This window comes from Pseudomonas sp. Q12-87 (assembly GCF_001269755.1).
In the GTDB taxonomy this organism is placed as follows: Bacteria; Pseudomonadota; Gammaproteobacteria; order Pseudomonadales; family Pseudomonadaceae; genus Aquipseudomonas; species Aquipseudomonas fluorescens_S.
Genome location: NZ_LHVI01000016.1, coordinates 177282 through 203374, shown reverse-complemented (window position 1 = coordinate 203374; position 26093 = coordinate 177282). Strand labels below are relative to the sequence as shown.

At 61.9% G+C, this 26093-nt stretch carries 24 protein-coding genes; 8 read left to right on the top strand and 16 right to left on the bottom strand.

All coding sequences use genetic code 11. The annotated features are described in order from the left end of the window. Positions 1-48: 48 nt before the first annotated feature. From AD663_RS11190 to AD663_RS11180, 3 genes are all read right to left on the bottom strand, one after another. Entirely contained in the window at positions 49-1353 is a 1305-nt protein-coding gene (locus AD663_RS11190; RefSeq protein ID WP_003180820.1) for a CitMHS family transporter, read from the bottom strand. 138 nt (positions 1354-1491) lie between these two features. Next, positions 1492-2817: a dicarboxylate/amino acid:cation symporter gene (locus tag AD663_RS11185; RefSeq protein ID WP_003180818.1), complete on the bottom strand. Its 1326-nt coding sequence runs from the start codon at positions 2815-2817 to the stop codon at positions 1492-1494. Between the two features lie 40 nt (positions 2818-2857). Further along, entirely contained in the window at positions 2858-3940 is a 1083-nt protein-coding gene (locus AD663_RS11180) for a 4-oxalomesaconate tautomerase (RefSeq protein ID WP_003180817.1), read from the bottom strand. Positions 3941-4107: 167 nt separating this feature from the next. Here AD663_RS11180 and AD663_RS11175 point away from each other — a divergent pair, with 167 nt between their 5' ends. From AD663_RS11175 to AD663_RS11150, 6 genes are all read left to right on the top strand, one after another. Next, positions 4108-4998: a LysR family transcriptional regulator gene (locus AD663_RS11175; RefSeq protein WP_003180813.1), complete on the top strand. Its 891-nt coding sequence runs from the start codon at positions 4108-4110 to the stop codon at positions 4996-4998. A gap of 284 nt (positions 4999-5282) precedes the next feature. Further along, positions 5283-5846, top strand: a complete 564-nt coding sequence (gene msuE / locus AD663_RS11170) for an FMN reductase (RefSeq protein WP_003180810.1) — start codon at positions 5283-5285, stop codon at positions 5844-5846. Between the two features lie 59 nt (positions 5847-5905). Further along, entirely contained in the window at positions 5906-7093 is a 1188-nt protein-coding gene (locus AD663_RS11165; RefSeq protein WP_003180809.1) for an acyl-CoA dehydrogenase family protein, read from the top strand. A gap of 8 nt (positions 7094-7101) precedes the next feature. Further along, complete coding sequence (locus tag AD663_RS11160; RefSeq protein WP_003180807.1) at positions 7102-8205, top strand: sigma-54-dependent Fis family transcriptional regulator; 1104 nt, start codon at positions 7102-7104, stop codon at positions 8203-8205. 150 nt (positions 8206-8355) lie between these two features. Then, a complete protein-coding gene (gene ssuD / locus AD663_RS11155) occupies positions 8356-9486 on the top strand; it encodes an FMNH2-dependent alkanesulfonate monooxygenase (protein ID WP_053213709.1) in 1131 nt (376 codons plus the stop codon). Then, entirely contained in the window at positions 9483-10331 is an 849-nt protein-coding gene (locus AD663_RS11150) for an amidohydrolase family protein (RefSeq protein ID WP_003180802.1), read from the top strand. Before ssuD ends, AD663_RS11150 begins: the two co-directional genes overlap by 4 nt. An 89-nt stretch (positions 10332-10420) precedes the next feature. On the opposite strand, the gene AD663_RS11145 is transcribed toward AD663_RS11150, so the two are convergent. From AD663_RS11145 to AD663_RS11090, 12 genes are all read right to left on the bottom strand, one after another. Continuing rightward, positions 10421-10813 carry a hypothetical protein gene (locus tag AD663_RS11145; RefSeq protein ID WP_003180801.1) on the bottom strand — a complete coding sequence of 131 codons (393 nt, stop codon included), beginning with the start codon at positions 10811-10813 and terminating at the stop codon, positions 10421-10423. Between the two features lie 10 nt (positions 10814-10823). Beyond that, positions 10824-12056, bottom strand: coding sequence for an SfnB family sulfur acquisition oxidoreductase (locus AD663_RS11140; protein ID WP_053213708.1), 1233 nt, complete (start codon positions 12054-12056; stop codon positions 10824-10826). A 168-nt stretch (positions 12057-12224) separates the two neighbouring features. Next, entirely contained in the window at positions 12225-13001 is a 777-nt protein-coding gene (locus tag AD663_RS11135; RefSeq protein WP_003180797.1) for an ABC transporter ATP-binding protein, read from the bottom strand. A 63-nt stretch (positions 13002-13064) separates the two neighbouring features. Further along, positions 13065-14402, bottom strand: a complete 1338-nt coding sequence (locus AD663_RS11130) for an ABC transporter substrate-binding protein (protein ID WP_083455131.1) — start codon at positions 14400-14402, stop codon at positions 13065-13067. Positions 14403-14475: 73 nt separating this feature from the next. After that, positions 14476-15540 carry a branched-chain amino acid ABC transporter permease gene (locus AD663_RS11125; protein WP_053213707.1) on the bottom strand — a complete coding sequence of 355 codons (1065 nt, stop codon included), beginning with the start codon at positions 15538-15540 and terminating at the stop codon, positions 14476-14478. 4 nt (positions 15541-15544) lie between these two features. Then, positions 15545-16426 carry a branched-chain amino acid ABC transporter permease gene (locus AD663_RS11120; RefSeq protein WP_003180791.1) on the bottom strand — a complete coding sequence of 294 codons (882 nt, stop codon included), beginning with the start codon at positions 16424-16426 and terminating at the stop codon, positions 15545-15547. Next, positions 16423-17193: an ABC transporter ATP-binding protein gene (locus AD663_RS11115; RefSeq protein WP_003180789.1), complete on the bottom strand. Its 771-nt coding sequence runs from the start codon at positions 17191-17193 to the stop codon at positions 16423-16425. The genes AD663_RS11120 and AD663_RS11115 overlap by 4 nt, the downstream gene beginning before the upstream one ends. Next, positions 17190-18161, bottom strand: coding sequence for an AMP-binding protein (locus AD663_RS11110; RefSeq protein ID WP_003180786.1), 972 nt, complete (start codon positions 18159-18161; stop codon positions 17190-17192). Before AD663_RS11110 ends, AD663_RS11115 begins: the two co-directional genes overlap by 4 nt. 4 nt (positions 18162-18165) lie before the next feature. After that, a complete protein-coding gene (locus AD663_RS11105) occupies positions 18166-19584 on the bottom strand; it encodes an LLM class flavin-dependent oxidoreductase (protein WP_003180783.1) in 1419 nt (472 codons plus the stop codon). 233 nt (positions 19585-19817) lie between these two features. Next, positions 19818-20606 carry a creatininase gene (locus AD663_RS11100; RefSeq protein WP_053213706.1) on the bottom strand — a complete coding sequence of 263 codons (789 nt, stop codon included), beginning with the start codon at positions 20604-20606 and terminating at the stop codon, positions 19818-19820. Positions 20607-20696: 90 nt separating this feature from the next. Continuing rightward, positions 20697-21248 carry a VOC family protein gene (locus tag AD663_RS11095; protein ID WP_053213705.1) on the bottom strand — a complete coding sequence of 184 codons (552 nt, stop codon included), beginning with the start codon at positions 21246-21248 and terminating at the stop codon, positions 20697-20699. Positions 21249-21294: 46 nt separating this feature from the next. Continuing rightward, positions 21295-22725, bottom strand: a complete 1431-nt coding sequence (locus tag AD663_RS11090) for a cytosine permease (protein WP_053213704.1) — start codon at positions 22723-22725, stop codon at positions 21295-21297. A 332-nt stretch (positions 22726-23057) separates the two neighbouring features. Between AD663_RS11090 and AD663_RS11085 the strand changes: the two genes are divergently transcribed. Beyond that, complete coding sequence (locus tag AD663_RS11085; protein ID WP_003180774.1) at positions 23058-23726, top strand: FMN-dependent NADH-azoreductase; 669 nt, start codon at positions 23058-23060, stop codon at positions 23724-23726. Between the two features lie 38 nt (positions 23727-23764). Further along, complete coding sequence (locus tag AD663_RS11080; RefSeq protein ID WP_003180771.1) at positions 23765-25123, top strand: amidase family protein; 1359 nt, start codon at positions 23765-23767, stop codon at positions 25121-25123. On the opposite strand, the gene AD663_RS11075 is transcribed toward AD663_RS11080, so the two are convergent. Beyond that, a complete protein-coding gene (locus tag AD663_RS11075; RefSeq protein ID WP_003180769.1) occupies positions 25109-26050 on the bottom strand; it encodes a LysR family transcriptional regulator in 942 nt (313 codons plus the stop codon). The genes AD663_RS11080 and AD663_RS11075 overlap by 15 nt on opposite strands. Between the last annotated feature and the right edge of the window lie 43 nt (positions 26051-26093).

Below are 26093 nucleotides of genomic sequence, written 5' to 3'. Positions count from 1 at the left end.
CGCCTCGATTGAGGCACGACAGGCATAAGTGCGAAGGTGATGGATGAATCAGGAAAACAGGGTCAAGGCCCCGGTGAGCAAGGCCAGCGTGGTAATCACCAGGGAGGTGAGTACTGCCCATTTGACGGTGGCTTTCTGGAAATCGCCAAGATCGCGATCCACCATGCCCACCAGCAACAGCGTCGAGGCCACCAGCGGGCTCATCAGGTGTACCGGCTGACCGAGAATGGAGGCCCGCGCGATTTCGACCGGATCGATCCCGTAGGCTGCGGCGGCGTTGGCCAGGATCGGCACGACGCCGAAATAATAGGCATCGTTGGACAGCACGAAGGTCAACGGCATGCTGGTAATCGCGACCACCAGGGGAAACAGATGGCCCCAGGACGGTGGAATCCAGTCCACCAGGGTTTGCGCCAGCGCATCGACCATTTTCGTCCCGGAAAAAATCCCGGCGAAGATGCCGGCGGCAAACACCAGCAGGACCACCGTCATGGCATTGCCCGAATGGGCAAGGATGCGCTCCTTCTGAATATCCAGCTGCGGATAGTTGATCATCAGCGCCAGCACGAACCCGATCAGGAAGAGGATTGCCGAATGCATGATCCCCATCACCAGCGCGGTCATGACGGCGATCACCAGCAGCAGATTGACGTAGGCCAGTTTCGGGCGCTTGTGCGGGGTGTCCTCGATGATTGCCTTGATGTAGCAGTCACCGCCGCCGCTCTGCAGTTGGACATTGCCAATGCGCTTGCGCTCGGCACGGCCCAGCAGGAATGCCGTGAACACCACCCACATCGCACCGCCAATCATGGTCGGTAGCAAGGGCACGAAATATTCACCGGCATCAAGGCCCAGTGCCGCGATGGCCCGCGTCGCCGGCCCGCCCCAGGGCGTCATGCCGCTCATGATGCTCAGTGAGAGCATGGCCACCGTCGCCAGGATCATCGGGTTCATGCCGATGCGCTTGTACAGCGGCAACATCGCTGCGCAGGTGATCATGTACGTCGTCGTGCCGTCACCGTCCAGCGCCACCACCAGCGACAGCAGCGCAGTGCCTACGGCTATTTTCATCGGGTCGCCGTTGACCCGCTTCAGGAGTTTGCGAATCAGCGGATCGAACAGGCCGGCATCGATCATCAGGCCAAAAAACAGAATCGCGAACAGCAACAGCGCCGCCGATGGGGCGACCATTTTCAGGCCGTCCAGCATCATTTTGCCGGTGGTTGAGCCGAACCCGCCGATCACGGCGAAGACAATCGGCACAACGGTCAAGGCAACGATCGGCGACAAGCGTTTGGTCATGATCAGAAACGTGAAGACCACCACCATGGCCAAGCCAAGTAAAGCGAGCATAAGTCAGATCTCTTGTTGTTATGAGTGAGCTTGGCCGACACCCGGGCACACAGCCGCCCATCCGCCAGGCGGCACGGTCGGGTGTGCCTGGCGAAGGGTTGGTGAGACAAGATCGTGATGTCGGTTCAGCAGTGACCGCTAGAGGTGTTTGACGGCTTTTGCCTCATTCCAGGCTTGGTCCGTCACCTGGGCCACTGTGGGCGATGGCTTGCCGTCCAATGTTCTCAACAGCGTTTCACGCTCGCAGGCATTCTCCGAGAGCGCGATTACCACGGTTGCTACGGCGTTGCTCGCCAGGCTGGTCAGTGCCCGGGCCTCGGACATGAATCGGTCGATTCCGATCAACAGGGCCAGGCCGGCCAGGGGAATGTCATGGATGACCGTCAGGGTCGAGGCCAGCGCGACAAAACCGCTGCCGGTCACCCCCGCGGCGCCCTTCGACGACAGCAGCATGATCGCCAACATGGTGATGGTCTGGGTCAGCGTCAGCTCGATGTTGCAGGCCTGGGCGATGAAAACCGCCGCCAGCGACAGGTAGATCGCGGTCCCGTCGAGGTTGAACGAATAACCCGTGGGCAGCACCAGTCCTACTACCCCCCTCTTGCAGCCCAGGGCCTGGAGTTTTTCCAGCATGCGCGGCATGACGGGCTCGGTCGAGGAGGTCCCCAGCACCACCAGGAATTCCTCGCGCAGGTAACGCAGCAACTTCCATAGGCTGAAGCCATGGGCGCGGCAAATGCCGCCCAACACCACGAAGACGAAGAAGGCGCAGGCGATGTAGAGGGTCATGATCAGCTTGGCCAGAGAACCCAAGGAAGTGATGCCGTATTGCCCGACTGTGAAGGCCAATGCACCGAATGCGCCAATCGGAGCGAAGCGCATCAGGTAGGAAAATATCTTGAAGACCATGTGCGAAGCCGACTCCAGCACATCGAGTACGGGTTTGCCGCGCTCGCCCAGGGACGACAAGGCAAAGCCACAGAGAACGGCGATGAACAACACCGGCAGCACTTCACCTTTGTCGAATGCGCCAATGAACGTGTCGGGAATGATGTGCATGAAAAACTCGACCACACCCAGTTTCGCGGCGGACTCGGTGTACTGCGACAGGCCTTGGGTGCTCAGGTGGGTTGGATCGATATTCATGCCTGCACCGGGCTTGAACAGGTAGACCGACACCAGGCCGATGATCAGGCTGATCAACGTCAGCGCCAGGAACAGCAGCATGGTCTTGCTCAGCAAGCGACCCAAGGATCGCTTGTCACTCATGCCGGCAATGCCGGTGACGATGGTGCAGAACACCACCGGCGCGATCATCATTTTGATCAACTTGATGAAGGCATCACCCAGAGGCTTCAAGGCGATTGCCTGTTGCGACCAGAAGTGCCCGACGACCACGCCCAGCAACACGGCGCAGATGATCTGAAAGTACAGCGATTTAACAACTTTCATGGCATCACCCATTTTTAGAATTGTTCTGATGCAAGCGACCCGGACTGCCTGGCTAGCCGGCGAGTCGGTGGGTAGCGGTCGCGTAGACGAAACCTGAAAAAAGCCTGCGGGCGGTACGCACCACCGAGGCACGAATCGTCTCACCCTTCTCGCCGGTATAGGACAATACGACATCGATCCCGCCGCTCGGGTGCTCGATACGAACTTGCTGCAAGCGCGGCTCGCGGACACCGCCGAGCAACTGGGCGACGACGCTGCCCTCGGTCACGCACGCCGTCGCAAGGCCAATGGAGCCGGTGATCGCCAGGGCGCGGTGACAGTTGTGCGGCATGAAATAACGCACCTGGAGAGTCCCGCCAGAGGTGGGCGCAGACACCAGCACTGGCTTGGGGATCACCTTGTCGCTGACATCCCCCAGGCCCATGGCCAGGCCGGCTTTCAGTCGCAGGGACTCCAGGCGTTTCAGAAAGGCCTGGTCGGCGTCCAGTTCGGCAGGGCTTTCATCGCCGCGCTTGCCAAGCTGGCCAGCTTCAACGATCAGCATCGGCATTGCCATGTCGATGCACGTCACCGCAATCCCATCGATCAGATCCTGAGGCTGCCCGGTTGGAAAGAGTTTCCCCGTCTTGCTGCCGGCAGCATCGAGAAAGGTCAGTTGCACCGGGGCCGCAGTACCCGGCACGCCGTCGATGGCGGTATCGCCCTCATAGCTGACCTTGCCGCCGGGGGTTTGGACCTCGGAATTCACAAAGGTCCCGGTATTGAGGTTGCGGATGCGCACACAGGTCAAGTCGCCGGAAGCCTTGACCAGACCCTGCTCGATAGCGAACGGGCCGACCGCGCACAGCATATTGCCGCAGTTGGGTGCGGTATCGACCCGACGCTGGGAGACCATGACCTGGACAAACAGATAGTCGACGTCCGCCTCAGGGTGAAGCGAAGGGCTGACAATCGCCACCTTGCTGGTTTGCGGGCTACCGCCACCGATGCCGTCGATTTCCAGCTCATGGCCGGAGCCCATCAGGTTCAGCAGCAACTCGTCACGTTCCGCGATGGCAGCAGGCAAGTCCCAGGCAAGGAATACCGGCCCCTTGGAGGTACCGCCGCGCATTAAGACACAAGGAATTCGTTGCATGAGCATTAACTCTTGTTGATCAATCTGGACAATTGATGTGCTGAGAACAAGAGTGGCAGGGTTTAAAAAGTGTTTCCAATGCAAAGATCGGAGCGATTATTGCGTTTCACAAAAGAATTATCCTAGGATGAACCCATGACATATCGCGCACATCGATGGGAAAGGCCATGGAATACGAACTTCAGGACATTCGCTCTTTCGTGAAAATCGCTGAGCTGGGCAGCTTCCACGAGGCTGCCGATGCGTTGCATTTGTCCCAGCCGGCCCTGAGCCGACGGATGAAAAAGCTCGAAGAAGGATTGGGCACCGCCCTGCTCGACCGCACGACACGCAAAGTCAGCCTGACCAGCGTCGGTCGTGACTTCCTGCCCAAGGCGCGGCGCCTGTTGGACGATTTCGATGACTCGATTCTCAACATCCGCGAACTGGCAGAGCGACAGATCGGCCGGGTGACACTGGCGTGTATTCCTACCGCAGCGTTCTATTTCCTGCCTTCGGTGATCCGCCTCTACAACGAGCGTTACCCAAAGATCCGCATCCGCCTGCTCGACCTCAGCGCCAACGAAGGATTGGAGGCGGTGCTACGAGGCGAAGCCGATTTTGGCATCAACATGATGAGCGGCCAGCATCCGGACATCGAGTTCGTGCCCTTGGTCAACGAGCCGTTTGTGCTGGCCTGCCGACGGGACCATGAATTGGCTCAACGTAGCGCCGTCACCTGGTCGGAACTCAGCGATTATCGGTTGATCGGGGTGGGCCGCCTGAGCGGAAACCGCATGCTGCTCGATCACGCCTTGTCAGGCCTGAGTTGGCGTCCGCAGTGGTTTTACGAAGTGCAGCACTTGTCCACGTCGCTGGGGTTGGTCGAGGCTGGCCTCGGGGTGTCGGCGATGCCCAGCCTGGCAATGCCCGCCGGGGACCACCCAACGCTGGTCAGCGTGCCGCTGATCGAACCCGTGGTAAACCGATCACTGGGGTTGGTCTATCGACGGGGCGCATCTCTGTCTCCCGCCGCGGAGAAGTTCGTCTCGATTCTGCTTGAGCAATGGCCGCAGTAAGCGATTCACACGCAGTCCTAACGAAGCAGATCGATTTGATGCTCAAGCCACTCCACTCGCTGCATTTGAAGCACTCCTTGGCCTTATGAACGCGAAGCTGTTGCGCCAGAAACAGTAGCCTAACTGTCTGCCGGGCAACAGCAACTCAACAAACCCTGCGCAAAATCAACAGCCCGCCCCCACTCCCCGCCTCCAGCCCCCAGCAAACACTGAGCGGCGCACCTTGGTACGGCCCTTGCTCAAGCCCCTGTACCTCGATCAACAGTCCAACAGGAACACCTAGGATGAGCACTCCACTGAAAGTCGTCGCCGTTTCCGGCGGTACCGCCCGCCCCTCGCGCACACTGGCATTGACCGAAGCCATCCTGGGCGAACTCGGTCAGCATCTGGTCATCGACCCCCACCTGATCGAACTGGGCAACATTGCCCGTCCGCTTGGCGCTGCACTGTGGCGCAAGGAATTGCCAGAGACGGTCGAGCATGAACTGCGACTGATTGAGTCGGCCGATCTGCTAGTCGTCGCCGCGCCGGTTTACCGTGGCACCTATCCGGGTTTGTTCAAGCATTTGTTCGACCTGGTCGGCCAGGACGCGCTGGTCAACACGCCGGTCTTGCTCGCGGCCACCGGTGGCAGTGAGCGTCACGCCTTGGTCCTCGATCATCAATTGCGTCCGCTGTTCAGCTTCTTCCAGTCCCTCACCTTGCCCATCGGCGTCTATGCCAGCGAGACCGATTTCGTTGACTACCGCCTCGCCAGCCAGGGTCTGCAAGCCCGCATCGAACTGGCCGCCGAACGTGCCGCTCGCCTGTTCACTGGCCAGGCGCAGGCACTGCGCAAAATCGCCTGAGGAATCCGCATGAATCACGACTGCATTTGCCTGGACGGCCTTTTTGCGAGGGACATCGCTTGAGAACCCATCAACAACCCACGGTACTGACGCCGCTGCAAACCGCTCGCCGACTGGCGGCGGAGTTCGCTGAAACCGCCGTCGAGCGCGACGAGGCCGGCGGCACGCCCAAGCTGCAACGCGATGCCATCCGCCAAAGCGGCTTGCTGGCCTTGAGCATCCCCACGCAATTCGGCGGCCTCGGTGCCAGCTGGAGCGAAACCCTCGGCGTGGTGCGCGAATTTGCCAAGGTGGACAGCTCCATCGCCCACGTCTTCGGTTTCCAGCACTTGATGCTGGCCACCGTGCGCCTGTTTTCCCGCCCCGATCAGTGGCAGCCCTGGTTCGAACAGACCGCCCGCAAGAACTGGTTCTGGGGCAATGCGTTGAACCCACTGGATACCCGCACCGTGGTCAAGACCTTCGACGGTTGGCGTGAGTTTTCCGGCAAGAAAAGCTTCTGCTCCGGCGCCAGCGACTCGGAAATGCTGATCGCCTCGGCCATCGATGAAAGCGCCAGCGGCAAGCTATTGATCGCCGCCATTCCCAGCGGCCGCACTGGCATTACCCTGCACGGTGATTGGGACAACATGGGCCAACGCCAGACCGACAGCGGCAGCGCCACCTTCGAACGGGTGCGGGTGGAAGAAAACGAGTTGCTGCTCGATCCCGGCCCCCTGAGCACGCCCTTCGCCTGCCTGCGTCCGCTGATCGCGCAACTGCACTTCGCCCATATTTTCCTCGGCATTGCCGAAGGTGCCTTGGAAGAGGCCCGTCACTACACGCTCAAGGAAGGTCGACCGTGGTTCCGCTCCAAGGCCCAGCATGTCAGCGAAGACCCGTACATTTTGCGCCACTTCGGCGAGTTCTGGGTCGGCCTGGAGGGGGTGCGCCTGCTGGTGGAACGCGCCGCCGAGCAGCTCGATGCCGCTTGGAACAAGGGCCATGCCCTGGGCGCCGAGGAACGCGCGCAACTGGCGCTGTCCATCGCCACCGCCAAGGTCGCTGCCGTGCGCACCGGCCTGGACATTTGCAGCCGCCTGTTCGAAGTCACCGGCGCCCGCGCCACCCATGCGTCGCTGCGCCTGGACCGCCACTGGCGCAACCTGCGCACCCAGAGCCTGCACGATCCGGTGGATTACAAACTCCACGAACTGGGTGAATGGGCGCTGAGCCAGACGCGGCCCACCCCCTCCTTCTACTCATAGGGATGCCCATGCAACTGCTGACCCTTCCACCTTCGCCGACATTGGCCACCTCGATCCGGGCGACCGCGCAGGTCTTCGAAGACCCTAGATCGCAGGCGCTTCTCGCTCACGTGCAACAGGTCGCCCCCAGTGAGGCCAGCGTCCTGATCATTGGCGAGACAGGCACGGGCAAGGAGCTGGTCGCACGCCACATCCACAACCTCAGCGGCCGGCGCAACGGTCCCTTTGTCGCGGTCAACTGCGGTGCGTTCTCCGAATCGCTGGTAGAGGCGGAGCTGTTCGGCCATGAAAAAGGCGCGTTCACCGGTGCCCTCGCCGCCAAGGCCGGCTGGTTCGAGGAAGCCAACGGCGGAACCCTATTCCTCGACGAGATCGGCGACTTGCCCATGGCCATCCAGGTCAAGTTGCTGCGTGTGTTGCAGGAACGCGAGGTGGTGCGCCTGGGTTCACGCAAGAGCATTGCGATCAACGTGCGCGTGGTCGCTGCCACCAACGTGCAACTGGACAAGGCCATCAGTGCCGGCAACTTTCGCGAAGACCTCTACTACCGCCTCGATGTGGTGAGTCTGCAACTCTATCCACTGCGCGAGCGACCGGGCGACATCGTGCCGCTGACGCGCCACTTCATCAAAACCTACTGCCAGCGCCTGGGCTACGGCGAAGTACGCCTGACCCCGCAGGCCGAGCGCAAACTGGTGGACTACAGCTGGCCAGGCAACATCCGCGAGCTGGAGAATGTCCTCCACCACACCCTTCTGGTGTGCCGCAACGGCCTGGTGCAGGAAGACGACCTGCGCCTGTCGCCGATCCGCATCGAACGCCAGGAACAGCCACAGGCAAGCGCCGGCGAAAGCGCCGATGAACAGTTATTGCGGACCTTTCACCGATTGTTCGAAGAACAGTCCGGCGGCCTTCACGAGAAAGTCGAAGACAGCCTGCTGCGGGCCGCCTACCGCTTTTGCCACTGCAACCAGGTGCGCACCGCCAACCTGCTTGGCCTCAGTCGCAACGTCACCCGCGCACGCCTGATCGCCATTGGCGAATTGGTGGTCAATCGCCGCCGCCCGGACACCCAGGAACGGCCCACCCGGGCCATTCAATTGTCGATCTGATAACAAAAAACCGGGCAATGCCCCGCCCGCCGCAACGGCCCCAGCCGTAGCCACAGGGTGACCGGCCAACCCTTCCAAAATGCCAAGCGTTGCGATACCGGAAGGGCCCAGCGCCCTTCCAGACTCCCAACAGCAAAAGGATCAAACCCCATGAGCCTGGATATTTTCTGGTTCCTTCCCACCTCCGGCGATACCCGTTACTTGGGGCATTCCGGCAGTGGCCGACCGGCGACCAACGCCTATATGCGGCAAATCGCCGTGGCCGCCGACCAGCTCGGCTACGACGGCCTGCTGATTCCCACCGGTGCCAGTTGCCTCGATCCCTGGGTGACCGCCGCCAGCCTGGTTCCAGTGACCCAGCGCATCAAGCTGCTGGTGGCGCTGCGCACGTCGCTCGGCAACCCCACCGCCTCGGCGCGCCAGGCCGCCAGCCTGGACCAGGCCAGCGGCGGTCGCCTGCTGCTCAACGTGGTTCCCGGCGGCGACGCTACCGAACTGCAAGCCGACGGTGTGTTCCTTGCCCACGATGAGCGCTACGAAGCCTCCGATGAGTTCCTGACCATCTGGCGCCGCCTGCTGCAAGGCGAAACCGTCGACTTCGACGGCAAGCATCTGAAGGTCCGGGGCGCACAGAATTTCTTCGCCCCCTTGCAAAAGCCCTATCCGCCGCTGTACTTCGGCGGCTCGTCCGAGGCCGCCCACGAGCTGGCCGCCAAGCATGTCGATGCCTACCTCACCTGGGGCGAACCACCGGCGGCCGTGGCCGAGAAAATCGCCGACGTGCGCGCCCGCGCCGCCAGGCATGGCCGCAGCGTGCGCTTCGGCGTGCGCCTGCATGTGATCGTGCGGGAAACCAGCGAAGCCGCTTGGGCCGCCGCCGATGAACTGATCAGCCACCTCGATGACGCCACTGTCGCCGCCGCCCAGGCCAACTACGCCAAAATGGACTCCGAAGGCCAGCGGCGCATGGCCGCGCTGCATGGCGGTGATCGCAACCAGCTGGAAGTGGCGCCTAACCTCTGGGCCGGCGTAGGCCTGGTACGTGGCGGTGCCGGCACAGCCCTGGTGGGCGATCCAGAAACCGTCGCCGCGCGCCTGCAGGAATACGCCGACCTGGGCGTCGACAGCTTCGTACTGTCCGGCTACCCACATCTGGAAGAGGCGTACCGCTTTGCCGAGCTGGTGTTTCCGTTGCTGCCGGGCAAAGGCAAGGTCACCGTGGATGGCGCCTTCACCGGCGGCGCCTTCGATGTGCGTGCCGGCCAGGAGAACGTCGCATGAAAATCATCGACCTGCGCTGTCGCCCGGCCTACCTGCATCCTTTCTTCGGTGGCGTCCCGGGCTCGCCCGAGCATGACGTGGCGCGCTGGCTCAATCGGCGCGTCGGCACCCGCGGCGCGGATGATCATTTCGAGCGTTCGCTGACCCCACAGGGTTTTCTCGCCGAGGTGCGTGATGCCGGGCTGGACAAAGCCGTGGTGGTCGGGCGCCACACCCCGGGGCAGCATCTGCCCAATGAGCGCATCCACGAAATCGTCCACGGTCATGCATCACTGATCGGCATCGGCGCGGTGGAACCGGTGCTACAGGGCATCGAAGGCGCCCTGGCAGAAATCGACCGGGCCATCGACTCGCTGGGCCTGGCCGGCATCGACCTGGAACCGGGCTTCGCCGAACCGGCCCGGCATCCCGACGATGCGCTGTACTGGCCGATCTACGAGCACCTGCAAAAGCGCGGCATCCCGTTGTTCCTGATGAGCGGGCCGACCACGCCGAACCCAACCTATAACGACCCGGCGCGCCTGGCCGCGGTCGCCCGCGCATTCCCGGACTTGGCGATCGTCGTCTATCACGGCTATTGGCCCAATGTGCAACAGGCCCTCGGCATCGCGTTCCGCTACGAAAACGTTCACCTGGTGCCGGACATGTACCTGTTCCTGCCGGGGAGTGAGGGTTACGTGCAGGCCGCCAATGGTTACCTGGCCGATCAGTTGCTGTTTGGCTCGTCCTACACCTTCCGCCCGATCCGTCAGAGCATCGAAGACGCCCTGCAACTGGGGTTGAAGGACGAGGCGCTGGAGAAGTTTTTCCACGGTAACGCACGAAGGTTATTCGGCCTGAGCTGAAGCGAGGTCGCTTGCGCAAGCTCGTGCCACAGGGGGGGATGCGTTGGACGCAAATCCCCTGTGGCGCATACGGTCTCAATCTGGATGCTTCATCCGTTCGATCCAGCTTCTTGCCCATCAGCCAACGCCGCGCCATTGAGGTAATGATCCCCCAACAGCCGACGCTGGGTCAGCAGCGCCGGTTCGGCGCTGTCCGGCAGCGGTCGCGGCAGGCTACGGCCGGCCAGTTCGAAGTAAAGATGGCCGGACAGGCGCGCCGCCTCGGCCGCCGCCAAGCGAAAGGCAATCGCCGCTGACTGGGACTGGTCGGCGCGTTCAAGCAAGGCATCGGCGGCGTCGATGCGGATGCGCAGTTCGCCGACCGCGGCGATCACCAGCGCCTCGTGACGAGCACTCTGCCCGCGCAGGTATTCAAGCAGTGCCGCCTCGACATGACGGGCATGGGCCAGGTCGCTGCGACCTTGAGAATGTACGTTGGACATGCTCGATACCTCAGTTCCAGGAATGACGTTGCGGCTTGACGCCGTTGAGAAGCTGGTTGCCCACCAGGTGATATTTCCAACGCACCGGGTCATGCAGGGTGTGGGTCCGCGCGTTGCGCCAGAAACGGTCCAGGCCTTGACTGGCCGAGACGCTGCGCGTGCCGCCCAGCTCCAGCAGGCGGCTGGAGGCTTCCAGGGAAATTTCCGTAGAGAGCACCTTGGCCTGGCCGACGATAACCGACGCTTCGGCGACCCGCTCCTCGGTGGGTTCGGCGACGGCACGGTCGACTGCCTGTGCCGCACGATGCAAAATCGCCTCGGCCGCTTGCAGGCGCCAGGCCAGCTCACCGATCAGCGCTTGCCCAAGGGGGTCCTGCCAGCCGTGTTGCAGGCCACTGTCCACCCACGGACGTGCCTGGCGGGCGACGCGCAAGGTCTCGGCAAAAGCGCCACGGGCAATGCCGGTGTCGACCGCGGCCTGGATGATTTGCGAGATCGGGCCGTCGGCGGTGGGTTGCTCATAGGCCTTGCCGGCCGGCACCACATCGCTGGCAGGCACCCGTACGCCTTCGATGCGCACCTGGCCGCTGGCGGTGATTCGCTGGCCAAAACCATCCCAGGTGTCGAGCACCGTCAGGCCCGCCGCGTCGCGCGCAACCAATGCGATGTGCACATGACCCGCCTCGTCCACCCCGGCAACCGGGACGATATGAGCGAACAGCGCCCCAGTGCAGTAGGCCTTCTCGCCGTCGAGTACCGCCGTGTCAGCGTCGAAACGGATCTGCGTCTGGAACGTGGTGACGTATTGGCTGCGCGCCTCGGAGAAGGCATTGCCGAAGCGATAGCCTTGCAGCACCTTGGCGTAATAGCGTTGCTTCTGCTCCTCGCTGCCGGTCAGGCCGAGGTTGCTGAGCACGCCCAAATGGTTTTGCGGCAACTGGCCAAGGGACGAATCGGCCGCAGAGATGGTAGCGATGACCTCACTGAGGGTGACATAGGACACCCCAGCGCCACCGTAGGCTTTCGGCACAGTGATCGCCCAAAGTCCGCTCTGGGAAAAACGCTCGAGTTCGTCCCAAGGCAGGCGCCGCTCACGATCGCGCAGCGCCGCTTCGCGAGCGAAATCCTCGGCCAGACGCTGCGCCACCTCAATGGCCTCGGCGTCGCTGCGGATGATATGGGCCGGGCTGCGGGGCGCCGGGCGGGCCTGTTGGGGCAAGTCCAAAATCGTTGACTGGGTCATGTGCTACTCCATGCGTAACGGGTTCTCCTAGGCCTAAGCACAGCCCGTACCAACCTATAAAATCCTTTGTTTTCAATTGGTTGAAAGACAATCAACAACACGAAAAAGCCTCTGGAGCGGCAAATTGCAGATTCGCTGTTGCCGGGCAAACAGTGCGTCGGCCACGCATCAACCGGCCTTGCCTCCCAAATAGAAATGCTGGATATCCTCCCGCGCCGCCAGCTCGGCCCCGCCACCCTCGCCTACCACCCGGCCGTTTTCCAGGATGTAGGCGTAGCTGGCGTGGCGCAGCGCGACATTGATGTTTTGCTCAGCGATGAGAAAGCTCATGCCCTCTTGGGCATTGAGCTGAGCGACGATGGCGAAGATCTCCTCGACCAGGATCGGCGCCAGGCCCATCGAAGGCTCGTCCAACAACACCAGGCGCGGATGGGTCATCAAGGCGCGGCCGATGGCGAGCATCTGCTGTTCGCCGCCCGACGTCAGCCCGGCCTGGGTCTTGCGCTTGGTCTTCAGGCGTGGGAACCAGGCATAGATGCGCTCCAGGTCCTGCTCCAGCTCACGTCGCGTCGGCTTGCGCAGGAAGCCGCCGCTGCGCAAGTTGTCCTCGACGGTCAGGTGGGCGAACACATGCCGGCCTTCCAGGACATGGACGATGCCCTGGCGGGCCAGCACATTGGCCGCCACGCCGGCAGTGTCGCGGCCCTGGAAGTGGATATGGCCCCGGCTGACTTGCGCCCGGTCGGCCTGGACCAGCCCGGAGATGGCCTTGAGCGTGGTGCTCTTGCCGGCCCCATTGGCGCCAAGCAGAGCAACGATATCGCCCTGTCCGACCCGCAGGGAAACCCCGGCCACGGCGAGGATCGCGCCGTCGTAAATCACTTCGATGTCGTCTACCGCCAGCAACTCGTTGCCCTGGGTGACAGGAAGGATCGCACTGGTCATTGTTTCCTACCCCTTGGGCGCGCTGGCACCCGGTTGTCATTGGATTTGCCAAGCATGCGCTGCCTACTGCGCCGCGCAATCACGGGCGGTCACACCTTTTTCCTTCGCATACTCGGCCGCCTTGGCGTCGATCAACGGACGCAACGTGGCGCGATCGGCCTGGACCCAGTCGGTGATCAGCTTCCACTGTTGGCCGTCCCACTGCTGTACCTTGGCCGCGCCACCGCCCTCATGGTCGCTGCATGACAACTTCAGCGGCTGCATCAGCCCCAGGTAACCGATCTCCTTGAGGCGCGCGTCGTTGAGATCAAGGTGCTCCAGGCCCCAGCGGCCTTCTTCGCCGTTGAGTGGACGATTACCGAATTTCTTCTGTCCGGTGCGGATCGCCTCGACGGCGATGGCCGCGTTCACCAGGCCGGAGTTGTAGTACACGCTGCCGAAGCTCTTCGGATCCTTGAGGTCGCTCTTGCCGGTATCGAGGATGTACTGACGAATGCGCCGGTGGATGTCGAACTCGGCGCCGCCCGGATAAGGCGTCAGGGCCAAATAGCCCTTACCCGCCTCACCGGCCGGCAGCACGTCTTCGTTGGAGCTGGCCCAGATGTCGCCGACGATGCGATCCACCGGGAAGCCGAACCGCGCCGCGGTCTTGATCGCCACCGGGGTGGACACGCCCCAGGTGCGCAGGAATACCCAGTCTGGCTTGACCTGCCGCACCTGGCGCCATTGCGCCGCCTGCTCGTTGCCCGGATCAGCCACCGGAATCTGGATGTTTTCGAAGCCGTACTTCTGCGCCAGCAGCGCCAGCGGTCCCTGGGTTTCCCGGCCGTAGGCGGAGTCGTGGTAGACCGTGGCAATTTTCTTGCCCTTGAGCTTATCGAACCCGCCTTCGCGCTCGGCCACGTAATTGATGAACGCCGAGGCTTCGCTGTAGAAGGTCAACATGACCGGGAAGTTATAGGGAAACACCCGGCCATCGGTGGCTTCGGTACGGCCGTAGCCGAGGGTGATCAAGGGAATCTTGTCGGCTTCGGCCTTGTCCGCGAGGGCATAGGCACCCGGCGCGCCGTTGGGCGAGTAGATCGCCACGGGTGCGCCATCGAGGCCGTTCTTGAAGCGCTCGTAGCACTCGATGCCCTTCTCCGCCGTCCATTCGGTCTCGCATTCCTGCCAGACCAGTTTTACACCGTTGATGCCGCCTTCCACCTCATTGATGTAGCGCAGGTAGTCGATCATGCCGGCCCAAACCGGGATGCCGCTGGAGGCATAGGCGCCGACCCGGTAGGTGGCCAGTGGGAAGAATTGCTGGTTGGCCGCCGCCTGGGTAGCGGCAGGTAGCAGGGCCTGGGCACCCAATACGAAGAGGCTGGAAAACAGCAAGCGAGGCAAGATTTTACGCATGGAATGCACTTCTTATGAAAGGTTGAGACTCCTCTCCCAGGGTTGGGTCAAGGTCCGTCAGGGTGAGTTGAAATCAGAACCGCAGCGGCCAGGCCTTGATGCGTTCGCGCAGGTCGCCGAGCAGGCGCACCAGTCCTTCCGGCTCCCTGATCAGGAACCAGACGATCAAGCCGCCGAAGAGAACTTTTTGCAGGTTCTGCAATTGCCCGCCATCGACGTTGCCGTTGAACAGCCATAGCCCCGCATGGCTGAGCAGGATGGGCGTCAGGCTGATGAACGCGGCGCCGATGAAGCTGCCGGCTATGCTGCCCATGCCACCGATAATGATGATGAAGAGAATCTGGAACGAGCGGTTGATGTCGAAGCTGCTGGCACTGGCCGTGCCCAGGTAGGCGAACGCCCAGAGCGCCCCGGCGACGCCCAGGTAAAAGGAACTGACGGCGAAGGCCATGCGCTTGTAGCGCTCCACCGGAATGCCGATCACGGCGGCCGCCGTGTCCATGTCGCGGATCGCCATCCAGTTGCGGCCGACCTGGCTGCGTACCAGGTTGACCGCCACCCAGGTCAACAGCACCACGCAACTGAGGGTCAACAGGTAGCGACCGACCGGGGTGCTCAGGTTGTGGCCGAACAGCTCCAGGCGCGGGGCACTGATGGTGCCGGACGAAGCGTAGTTGTAGAACCAGGGAAACTTGGCGAACACCCATTCCAGGAAGAACTGCGCGGCGAGCGTGGTAACCATCAGGTAGAAACCCTTGATCCTCGAACTGGGTATGCCGAACACCAGCCCCACCAGCCCGGCAATCACGCCACCGCCGATCAGTGCCAGCGGCAGCGGCAGCCCTGGCACCCGCAAGAGCAAGCCGTAAGTGGCGAAGGCGCCGACGGCCATGAAGCCGGCCGCACCCACCGACGTCTGGCCGGTGTAGCCGGTCAGCAAGTTCAGCCCCAGGCCCGCCAGCGACAGCACCAGGAAAGGAATCAGAATCGCGTTGAGCCAGTAGTCGTTGCCCAACCAAGGCAACCCGACGAAGGCCACCAGCAGCAGGACCAACAAGCCGGGTTGCCAGCGGCGACGCACGAGGGTCAGCGGTGCTTCATCGAAGCTGGCGTTGAGGGTCGCAACAGGATTGGTCATAAGGTCATACCCGCTCGATGACCCGGTCGCCGAACAGGCCGGCCGGGCGGATGTAGAGAAAAATCAGCGCGAGGAAATAGGCAAACCAGGGCGTGATGCCTCCGCCAACCAGCGGGCCGATATAGGCTTCGGCCAGGTTCTCGGCCGCACCGACGATCAATCCGCCGACGATAGCGCCGCCGATCGAGGTGAAACCACCGATGATCAGCACCGGTAACGCCTTGAGCACCACCAGTGATAGCGAGAACTGCACGCCCTGGCGTGCGCCCCAGAGCAACCCGGCGACCAGCCCGACCACCCCGGCCACGGCCCAGACGATCTGCCAGATGCGGTTGAGGTTGATGCCCAGCGACAGCGCTGCACGGGTATCGTCGGCCACCGCGCGCAGGGCGACACCGATGCGCGTCTTGTTGAACAGCAAGGCCAGCACCGCCACCAGCAGCGCCGACACTCCGGCGGCGATCAAGTCGAACTGGCTGACCATGATCTCGCCGACAAACAGCGGGACGTCCTCGATGCCCAGGTCCAACGCGCGCACCTGGGCGCCCATCAATCCCTGGGCCAGGCCTTCGATGACGAACGACAGGCCGAGCGTGGCCATGAACAAGGTGATCTGCGAACGGTTGACCAGCGGCCGCAACACCAGCCGCTCGATCAGCAGCGCACCGATGATCATCACCAGCACCGTCAAGACCAGCGCCAAGGCAAACGACAGGCCCTGCTCGCGCAAACTGACGAAGGTCAGCGCGGCAAACAACAGCATGGCGCCCTGGGCGAAGTTGAACACGCCACTGGCCTTATAGATCAGCACGAAGCCGATGGCGACCAGAGAGTACATGGTGCCGGCCAACAGCCCGCCGATCAGGGTTTCAAAAAAGAAGTTCATGGACGAGGCGCCCCCAAATAGGCCGCGATCACGTCGGGATTGGCCTGGACTTCAGCCGGCGTGCCATCGCCGACCTTGCGTCCGTAGTCCAGCACCACCACATGGCTGGACAACCCCATGACCACCTGAATGTCGTGCTCGATGAGAATCACCGTGGTGCCCAGGTCGCGATTGACGTCGGCGATGAAGCGACTCATCTCCTGTTTTTCCTCGGCGTTCATCCCAGCCATCGGCTCGTCGAGCAATAGCAGGGTCGGCTGGGCAATCAGCGCCCGACCCAGCTCCACGCGCTTTTGCAGGCCGTAGGCCAGGCTGCCCACCGCGACATCGCGCCAGGCCTGCAATTCGAGGAACTCCAGCACCCGCTCGGCACGCTCGGCGAATGTTCGCGCCTCCCGCCGGGCACGCGGCAGGCCGAACGCCTGTTCAAGGAAGAACGTGCGCTGGAAACGCGACAGGCCGGTGAGCAGGTTGTCCACCACGCTCATCTTCTTGAACAGCGCATTGTTCTGGAATGTCCGGCCAATACCGAGCCGGGCCGCCTTCAACGGATGCGGCCGACGCAGGGGCTCGGCCGCGAAGAACAACTGTCCTGCATCGGCCCGGTAGACCCCGTTGAGAATGTTCAGCAGCGAACTCTTGCCCGCACCGTTCGGCCCGATCAGCGCGCAGATTTCGCCCAGCCGCACGCTGAACGAAAGGTCGGAAATCGCCTTTACGCCTTTGAACGACAGCGACACGTTACGCACCTCCAGCAAGGCATTCATGCCGCCCGCTCCAGGTATTCATGCAACCAGGATGGGTGTGTCGGGTTGCCCACTGCGACGCCGGCCGGCGCGCTCGGCACCTCGATCCGACGCAATCGCCGCAAGCCCAGCAGATGCCGTACCCGCGCCTTGAGCCAGCGGCGAAAACCACGTCGCGGATCAATCAGGGTCCATTCGCACAGGCGCCGCTGCCAACTGCCCTGCTGTGGCAGGCGCGCTTCGATTTCCGCCGCCAGCGACTCGACACGTGCGCTGGACAGCAGCAAGCCAGTCGGGGCGATTTCGCGGCGGTCGCGGCTCGCCGATTCACGGGTCTCCGGAAACGCCAGGCCTTCGCCATGCTCCAGCCAACGGCTGAGCAAATGGCCCAGACCCTCGTGCCACTCGGTGCCTTCATCGACCCACACCACCTCGTCTGCTGCGGCTTGTGCCCAACCCTGGCGCTGGGCCTGCGGCGCCTGCGTGACGAACAGCACCGACAACGACTGCACTTGCCATAAACCGCTGGCGGCGGCGTTGACCTGGGTTGAGTACAGCCGCAGCGGCCACTGCTGATCCAGACCGCAGTTGAGCCAGTGGGACACGCTCTCGCGATGCTGGACGAAGGCAAACGCCGGGCGAGCCAGGCGCAACTGTCGTTGCAAATCTTCACCGCGGCTGTCGCGGTCGATCACCAGGCTGTGCCCGTCCAATTGGCGGGCGGCCAGCGCCAGGATCAACAGGCTCGGTTCGAAAGCGCCGCTCAGTGCCAGTCGCGCACCGGGGCCAAAGCCTTGCTGGCGTAAACCATCGGCCATGCGATCGACCTCGCGCTGCACATCGATCCAGCGCCAAGCCTTCCACGCGCCGAGACGTCGATGACGCAGGGCAATTTGTGTCGGCCGTTCCCGGGCCCAGCGCTGCAACGCCACCAAGGCACTGTCGGTGACCACGTCGGGCAGCGGCGCATTGAGTTCGTAGATGCTCATGCGGTTACTCCTCGCCGGCCAAGGCCGGCTCAACTACGCTGGCCCGCGGGGTCTTGCGGCCCAAGTCCCGATAGCCCGCGCCAGGGTGGTTGGCCGGCAGTCGCGGTCCATCGCCGAACAGCTTGTCGCGCAGGGTGCCGGGGCGGTATTCGGTTTTGTAGGCACCGCGCTTTTGCAACTCCGGCACCAGCAACTCGACCACGTCGCTGAAGGTTTCATGGGCCAGGACATAAGCCAGGTTGAAACCGTCCACATCGGTGTCTTCGACCCAGGCCTGTAACTCGTCAGCCACGGTCTGCGCACTGCCGACAATCAACGGCCCGAAACCACCGATGCCGACCCAGTCCGCCAGTTCCTGTACGGTCCACTGCTTGTCCGGGTCGGCGGTGGAAAAGGTTTCCACCGCCGATTGAATGGCGTTGGTATGGATGTGCTTGAGCACCTGGTCGGGTCGGTACTGCCCGAAGTCAATGCCGGTCCAGCCGGAGATCAGCGCCAATGCGCCCTCGTAGCTGCTATAGGATTTCAGCTCCTGCCATTTGGCCTGCGCCTTGGCGTCGGTCTCGTCGACGATCACCGTTTGCAGGTTGAAGATCAGCACTTTGCGCGGATCACGCCCGGCCTCGGCGGCGCGACGACGGATATCCGCCACGGTCTTCTTGAGGATCACCTTGGACGGCGCGGCAACGAATACACACTCGGCGTGCCCGGCGGCGAAGTCCTTGCCGCGACTCGACGCCCCGGCCTGGTACAGCACCGGCGTGCGTTGCGGCGAAGGCTCGCAAAGGTGAATGCCCGGCACCTGGAAATGCGTGCCCTGGTGACGGATCTCGTGAACCTTGCTTGGGTCAGTGAAAATACCGCGCTGGCGGTCACGCACCACGGCGCCCTCCTCCCAACTGCCTTCGAACAGCTTGTAGAGCACCTCCAGATATTCATCGGCGTAGTCGTAACGCGCGTCGTGGTCGCTCAGGGCTTTTTGCCCGAGGTTGCGCGCGCCGCTGTCGAGGTAGGACGTAACGATGTTCCAGCCGATGCGGCCCTTGGTCAGGTGGTCCAGGGTGGAGAGGCGGCGGGCGAAAGGATACGGGTGCTCGAAAGTCAGCGAAGCAGTCAGGCCGAAACCCAGGTGTTCGGTCACCAGCGCCATCGGCGTGATCAACGCCAGCGGATCGTTGACCGGCACCTGAGTCGCCTGGCGGATGGCCGCATCGCCATTGCCGCCGAGCACATCGTAGATGCCGATCACATCGGCAATGAAAATGCCGTCGAACTTGCCGCGCTCCAGCAGCTTGGCCAGGTCGGTCCAGTAGTCCAGATCCTTATATTGCCAGGCACGATCCTTGGGGTGCCTCCAAAGACCCGGCGACTGATGACCGACACAGTTCATCTCGAAGGCATTCAAACGAATTTCCCGTGGCATGGTGACTCCTGCTCGATAGGTTCAGCACCACTTTCCCGGTGCCTCTCAATGCACTATCAACACGATTCATGCCAAGTAATTATTCGTTTAAATACAGTCGGTTAGATAATAACCCCATCCATTGGAAATGCCTGCACGGGGACAACGCTGTTGATCAACTGTCCGGTGGCGAACAGTGCAACACATGACCCATTCATCCATGACCACCGAAGTGCGGCAGGAGCCGTCGACACTCAGAAGAGCGACGGCAGAGTCGCAGCAAGCCGGAACTCTGATCGGACGGCCTGGGCAATGCCACTGATCACATCCACCACCAATAGGCGTCCCTTCTCTGCGCTGGACCCCAGCGCGGAGGACAGCACGCCACTGGCCGGGACCCATTCTGTTCGTGTCGGGTACATGTCGTAGACCGGGAATTCAGCCGGCCCGTGGTCAGGAATCTTCTCCAGGCACACCAGCTCCGGGTGATAGTGCAGCATCATCGACGTCTCGATGACCGCCGCGTGCTCCAGCGCGATGCCCGGAAAGCCGTTCGGGAAGATCCTGTCCAGGGTTTGCGATTTCACGAATTCCCAATGCTCAAGGCGCATGACTTCCAGCCCCGCTTGCGCGCCGATGTCACGCATCGCCAGCTCGATGCCTTCGGTCACGAACCACTGGTTTTCGTAGTGCCCGATCACCAGGACCAGACGCTTCACGCCATGGCGATGAAACTCGCGCACGGCATCGCGAACCATGACGATCAGGGTCGCACCGTCCACGCTGGTAGTTCCGCAGAAGTGCTGCCCACCACCGCATTTGGGCTGGGATTTATAGCCATAGGACAAGGCCGGGGCTACCACGCCGCCGATTTCCCTGGCCACGTCTTCGCTGATTGCACTGGCCAACAAGGCATCGGTGCCCAGGGGCAAATGGGGCCCGTGCTGCTCCGTGGCACCGATGGGCAGCAAGACCACCGCCCCCGATTGCACTCGACGTTCATAGTCGACCCAACTGATGTTATCCATCCGGACGTTGTTCATGAGGCTCTACTCCCGTGTCGTTGCGAAGTGGCCAAGCCTGGGTGCTGATGCTGCCAACGCCCAGGCGAAGCTGCGTGGTGCCGCGGCGGGTTATGCCCGTGGCGGATACCACGACTCTGGTTCCGGGTAATCCCAGTCGCCAGGGAAGGCATAGGTTTCGAATACGGTAGTGGTATCCGCCTCGGTGCCGAAGAAGGCGAAATGATTCACGCCCATCCAGGAGCCGGACTGCACGCATTTGAAACCGCGTCGCTGCAACTCGGCGATGCGCTCCTCGAACAGGATGTTGTTGCAGTCATAGGCCACGTGCTGGATGCCTTCGCCATGCTTGTCCAGGAAATCGGCAAAAATCGTCGGCCCGGAGACGGGCTCCATCAGCTCCCAGACCATATTTCCGGATTGGGCGAAGCAGACCTTCAGGACAAAGTCGGCTGGTTCACCGTGGTAAGTCTGGTTTTCGGTGTTCTCCGGGCTGAAGGTGTAAACCCGCCATGGGCCGATCCCCAGCTTGAGCAAGCCGTCCATGGTGCGTTTGTGATCACGGGTCACGATGGCGATCTCCACGACGTTGCCCAGGAACCCATCGATCTCGGCGCCGCCGTTCAACGCAGCCAGCACATTGGTTTGTTCAAGATGAGACATTTGCAATAACCTCTTTGATGAATGAATCGTTGCACAGCACTTACGTTTACTTAGCCATGACTGACGAGCGAACAACTTCAGTTCGCCGCGAGCGGTGCAATGCGTAATACATACCGCCGCCCACGCAGAACCCCGCCAACCACGAAAGATCAATACCGCCCAATGCCATCGCAAGAGGACCTTGCAGCGATTTAATGGTGCCTACTTGAAATAACCAGGCCGCCAATACACCCACCGCAAGTGCAAACACACCCCGCCAGTTCACATCAGTGCAGGAACTTTGAGAGTGATGGCAATAAAGTGACTTCACATCGACTTTGCCCCGGCGAATCAGGAAAAAGTCGACCAAGGTGATACCCGCCCATGGACTGATCCACACCACGAAAAACACCATCAGGTTTTCAAAGGCATGCACAAACTCGCCCGATTGCAGGAACAGATAGAGGATGAACAGCGCCACCATGCCCGAGACCATCGAAACCACCCAGCGCGCAACCCTAAGGTCCAGGGACAACGTCGCCAGCGCCGCCGAGTAGATGACCACGATATTGGTGGCCACCGGACCATGTAGAAGCACCAGCAGAACCGGCAACGCCATCGTGCCGAAGACCGCAATGATCAGTTGCGCGGGGTCCGAGCCGGCGCCGGCGGACGCGATCGCGGCGCCCAGGAATGCCAGCCACACCGTGGGCAGGAACATGCCGAGAAAGGTCGAGCGAAATACTTGCCCATCCGACAGCTCGCTCTGCGTAAAGCGGGTGTAGTCCGAGGCGTACACCAGCCACGAAATGCCCCAGCCGATCCCGATTGCAGTCATCAGGCTGCTCATGGCCGAGAGCTTGCCGATGCCCTCAATCGTCGAACGCTGCCACTGGATATCCACATGGGTGAAGGCCAGGCCGGTCATCACCACCATGATCAGCAGGATCGCCGGCATGGTGTAGCGCTCGAAGCACTTGATGGCATTGAAGCCCCAGGCGGCAATACCGACCTGCAGCACCATGACGGCCAGGGCGATGCCGTATTTGAGTTCCATGCCACCGCTGATACCGATTTTGTCCAGGGCGGCCACTGCAAGGTCCAGCACGATCCAAGTGTTGGTGGCCACCCACCCCATCGGCATCAGCACCTGCATGAAGGTAGGGAGATAGGCACCACGACGGCCGAACGCCAGCCGGGACAGCACCATTTGGGGCACCCCGGTGCGGTGCCCCATGATGCAGATGCCGCCGAACAGGGCGGCGCCCAACAGATTGCCGACCACGATCACCAGCAGGGTTTCGAGCAGGCTCAAACCCAGTTGGATGCCGATGGCGCCCAGCACCCAATTGATCGGAGCCACATTCGCCCCGGCCCAGATCCAGAACTGATCCAGGGGCGTAGAAGTACGATGGCTATCGGGCACGGGCTCAAGCCCGAGCGCATCGTAGTTGGCCTCATTGATTAAGCTTTTTTCAGATTCGCGACGCATTGACATTATTGTTTTCCTCGCTGAGCGGCGACCACGTGTATCGCCCGCAGCCATTAAAGCGAGGTCTGCCAATTTAGGTAATTGACGATAACTAAAGCGCCCTTTAGAAAACGTGCCGATTAAGTTTTTCTCAACTGAACGTTGCTTCCCAACATGAAGCATCCACTTCAAACCCAAAAACGAGAAACTTCTGGGGTCGTTCGGAAAAGAATAATCGTTGGTTGAGTTTTATTTAACGCAGGTCAAAGAAATATCAATGGTGTAAAGATTGAGCGTCGTGGCCAACTTGCTCTCGTCACTGGGGTAATTCCGCCCCAGGCTTAGCAGGAAAAAACCACATGAGCACCCTTCTCCATATTGATGCCAGCGCACGAACCGACCGCTCCCTCAGCCGTAAACTGTCCCAGGCATTTGTCGACGCCTGGCTTGAGCGCGATGCCGGGGCCCAAGTCATCACCCGTGACGTTGGCCTGAATCCGCCCCCCTTCGTGACCGAGGCGTGGATTGCCGCGGTCTTTACTCCCGAAGAACACCTGACGCCGCAGAAACGTGAGGAAATCCGTCTCTCGGACGAACTGATCGAGGAGATCGACCGCGCCGATGTGATCGTCATTGGTACGCCGATGTACAACTATGGGATGCCGGCCGCGCTCAAGTCCTGGTTTGACAAAGTGATTCGCATCGGCAAAACCTTCACCTTCGATCTGGAGCGCGGCGACCACCCGCTGGAGCCCATCATGAGTGGCAAGAAGCTGGTCATTCTGACTTCCCGGGGTGAGTTCGGGTTTGGTCCTGGCGGCATTCGCGAGACCATGAATCATCTGGACACGCATATCCAGACCTGCGCGCACTACCTGGGCGTGAATGAAACCCACGCCATCTCCATCGATTACCAGGAGTTTGCCGACGCGCGCCATGAGGCGTCCATCGCCAACGCCTTCGACGCGGTTCCGGTCCTGGTCCGGCAGATGGTCGAGGAAAGGCAATGCCAGCTGTCTCCAGCGTGAACGCCAGGCATCGCCGTCCATCCAAACAGGGAGACAACATGATCACGATGCTGCAAACCGCCGAGCGATTGAGGCAGGGGCTCACGACACCTGATGAGTTGATCGCGTCCGCATTGGCGACGGCGAAAGACGCGGAGCATGTGTTTATTTCGCTGCTGGAACAACGTGCCCTCGACGATGCCAGCGCCTCGACCCGGCGCTGGCAGCAAGGCGTCGCGCTAAGCGCCTTGGATGGCATCCCCTATGCAGTCAAAGACCTGTTGGACATTGTCGGCAGCCGTACAACGGCCGGCTCCATCACACGGGTCGACGCGGCCATGGCCGTCGAGGATGCGGCAGTCATCGCAGCGCTTACGGCCCAGGGCATGATCCCACTGGGAAAAACCAACCTCACCGAGTTTGCCTATTCCGGCCTGGGTTTGAACCCGCATTTCGGCACACCGATCGCCGATTTCACGGTCGATGAAATCCGTGTGCCCGGCGGCTCCTCTTCCGGTTCGGCCATCGCGGTGCAACGGGGCATTGTCAACGGCGCCATCGGCACGGACACGGCCGGTTCGATACGCATTCCGGCAGCGTTCAACGGCTTGGTTGGCTACAAGGCCTCCACCGACCGCTACAGCATGCAAGGTGTTCATCCCCTTGCCGTCACGCTCGACAGCCTGGGCGTTTTCGCCCATACCGTGGCCGATTGCGCCGCCCTCGATGGGGCCATGCGCGGGTTCAAGGGTCCAACTGCCCAGGCTGCGAAGCTTTCGAAACTGCGCTTTGTGGTCGACGACGGCGTGCTGTCCAATCCAACGCTACAGCCAGTGGTACGGCAGAATCTGCTCTCGATGATGGCCCGGCTGCGCGCCGCTGGTGCCCGGGTCGAATTTAGGACGATTGCCGCCGTCGCCCTTACCCGTGAATTGATTGGCCGCTCGGGCTGGTTGGGGGCGATAGAAGCCTGGCGCCTCCTGGGCTCGATCGTGGAAAGCCCGGAAGGGGCTCGGATGGACAGGCGCGTGGGCGCGCGGCTGCGTTCGGCCAAGGGTATCGACCCAGCCGCCGAAGCCGGGATTCGACAGTCCCGCGCAGTGTTGATGTCGGCCATCGAGCAAGAGCTCGACGGCGCCTTCCTGGTCATGCCGACGGTCAAGCACGTCGCCCCGCCCATGGCGCCTCTGGAAAATGACGACACGCTGTTCGCGACCGTCAACCTCGAAACCTTGTCACTCACCATGATCGGCAGCTTGCTGGACATGCCAGGAGTGGCCATTCCGTCCGGCAAGGACACCCTCGGGCTTGCCACCTCTGTCCTGTTCTCGACGACCCGAGGCCGTGATGACACATTGCTCGGTGCATGCCTGGCGATAGAGTCAAGCCTCTCCCGGCAGGCCTCAGGTAGTGAGTAGCCGCTGAGGCGCGGCCAAGTCATTGAGGGTATTGGCCCTGAATGACTTGGCCTCGTCCAGCAGCCATTCCCTGAACAACGCAAGGCTGCGTCGTGGGCGGCCATGGTTGTCTTCGATCAGGTGATAAGTGAACCCCGACAAGGCCGGTCCCTCCACCCGCCGGATCCGCCCGGAACGAAGCTCATCGTCAATCAGCACATCGCTGCACAGCAAAGGCCCCAGGCCCCGCTCCAGAGCGTGCAGCGCGAGGGTTTCCTCGCTGTACCAGGAAATGCGCAAATCCCCGACGGCGTTGTGCTTGACCCCGGCCAACCAGGCGGACCATGAAGGCGCTTCGAGGGCCTGGTTCTTCCACTTGAATGCCAGCAGCGGGCGATTATGAAAATCGCCGATCGTCGCGTTGTGCTCAACCGGGCAAATGCTCTTGTCCGCGACCGCGATAAACCGGTCCTCGAACAACACCGGACCCCGCACGTCGGCATCGACCGGACCGTATCGAATGGCCAGGTCGACGGTTTCGGACCGCAGGTCCACCAGCTTCTCCGACGCGTGAATGGACACCAGGATGTTTGGATGAATCTCGTTGAACTTCGCCAGGCGCGGCATTAGCCAACGCTCGGCGAACGCCCGTGTGGTCGACACCTGAATGGCATCGCCGGCCTTATCCCCGCCTAACAGGGTGAACGCCTGGGCAATCTGGTCGAAGCCATCCCGCAGCAGCGGATAGATGGTTTTTCCCGCAGGCGTGAGGGTCACCATCCGTCCTCTTTCCAGGAGCTTTTGCCCCAGCCCCTCTTCCAGCTGCCGGACTTGATGACTGACCGCGGCGACGGTCACAGAGAGTTCGTTCGCCGCGGCAGAAAAACTCTGGTGGCGCGCGACCGCTTCAAATGCTCGCACGGAATTCAGGGGCGGTATTTTGCGCATGGTGTTCTCCGGCACCCGACTGAGTGCTTGCGATATAGCCAGT

Bases quoted from the DNA above. Each gene is read 5' to 3' on its own strand.
- AD663_RS11080 (WP_003180771.1), top strand. From the start codon at position 23,765: ATGATCACGATGCTGCAAACCGCCGAGCGATTGAGGCAGGGGCTCACG.
- AD663_RS11140 (WP_053213708.1), bottom strand. From the start codon at position 12,056: ATGACCCAGTCAACGATTTTGGACTTGCCCCAACAGGCCCGCCCGGCG.
- ssuD (WP_053213709.1), top strand. From the start codon at position 8,356: ATGAGCCTGGATATTTTCTGGTTCCTTCCCACCTCCGGCGATACCCGT.
- AD663_RS11125 (WP_053213707.1), bottom strand. From the start codon at position 15,540: ATGACCAATCCTGTTGCGACCCTCAACGCCAGCTTCGATGAAGCACCG.
- AD663_RS11105 (WP_003180783.1), bottom strand. From the start codon at position 19,584: ATGCCACGGGAAATTCGTTTGAATGCCTTCGAGATGAACTGTGTCGGT.
- AD663_RS11190 (WP_003180820.1), bottom strand. From the start codon at position 1,353: ATGCTCGCTTTACTTGGCTTGGCCATGGTGGTGGTCTTCACGTTTCTG.
- AD663_RS11135 (WP_003180797.1), bottom strand. From the start codon at position 13,001: ATGACCAGTGCGATCCTTCCTGTCACCCAGGGCAACGAGTTGCTGGCG.
- AD663_RS11160 (WP_003180807.1), top strand. From the start codon at position 7,102: ATGCAACTGCTGACCCTTCCACCTTCGCCGACATTGGCCACCTCGATC.
- AD663_RS11145 (WP_003180801.1), bottom strand. From the start codon at position 10,813: ATGTCCAACGTACATTCTCAAGGTCGCAGCGACCTGGCCCATGCCCGT.
- AD663_RS11175 (WP_003180813.1), top strand. From the start codon at position 4,108: ATGGAATACGAACTTCAGGACATTCGCTCTTTCGTGAAAATCGCTGAG.
- AD663_RS11095 (WP_053213705.1), bottom strand. From the start codon at position 21,248: ATGTCTCATCTTGAACAAACCAATGTGCTGGCTGCGTTGAACGGCGGC.
- AD663_RS11130 (WP_083455131.1), bottom strand. From the start codon at position 14,402: ATGCGTAAAATCTTGCCTCGCTTGCTGTTTTCCAGCCTCTTCGTATTG.
- AD663_RS11180 (WP_003180817.1), bottom strand. From the start codon at position 3,940: ATGCAACGAATTCCTTGTGTCTTAATGCGCGGCGGTACCTCCAAGGGG.
- AD663_RS11075 (WP_003180769.1), bottom strand. From the start codon at position 26,050: ATGCGCAAAATACCGCCCCTGAATTCCGTGCGAGCATTTGAAGCGGTC.
- AD663_RS11185 (WP_003180818.1), bottom strand. From the start codon at position 2,817: ATGGGTGATGCCATGAAAGTTGTTAAATCGCTGTACTTTCAGATCATC.
- AD663_RS11090 (WP_053213704.1), bottom strand. From the start codon at position 22,725: ATGTCAATGCGTCGCGAATCTGAAAAAAGCTTAATCAATGAGGCCAAC.
- AD663_RS11110 (WP_003180786.1), bottom strand. From the start codon at position 18,161: ATGAGCATCTACGAACTCAATGCGCCGCTGCCCGACGTGGTCACCGAC.
- AD663_RS11120 (WP_003180791.1), bottom strand. From the start codon at position 16,426: ATGAACTTCTTTTTTGAAACCCTGATCGGCGGGCTGTTGGCCGGCACC.
- AD663_RS11115 (WP_003180789.1), bottom strand. From the start codon at position 17,193: ATGAATGCCTTGCTGGAGGTGCGTAACGTGTCGCTGTCGTTCAAAGGC.
- AD663_RS11150 (WP_003180802.1), top strand. From the start codon at position 9,483: ATGAAAATCATCGACCTGCGCTGTCGCCCGGCCTACCTGCATCCTTTC.
- AD663_RS11085 (WP_003180774.1), top strand. From the start codon at position 23,058: ATGAGCACCCTTCTCCATATTGATGCCAGCGCACGAACCGACCGCTCC.
- msuE (WP_003180810.1), top strand. From the start codon at position 5,283: ATGAGCACTCCACTGAAAGTCGTCGCCGTTTCCGGCGGTACCGCCCGC.
- AD663_RS11100 (WP_053213706.1), bottom strand. From the start codon at position 20,606: ATGAACAACGTCCGGATGGATAACATCAGTTGGGTCGACTATGAACGT.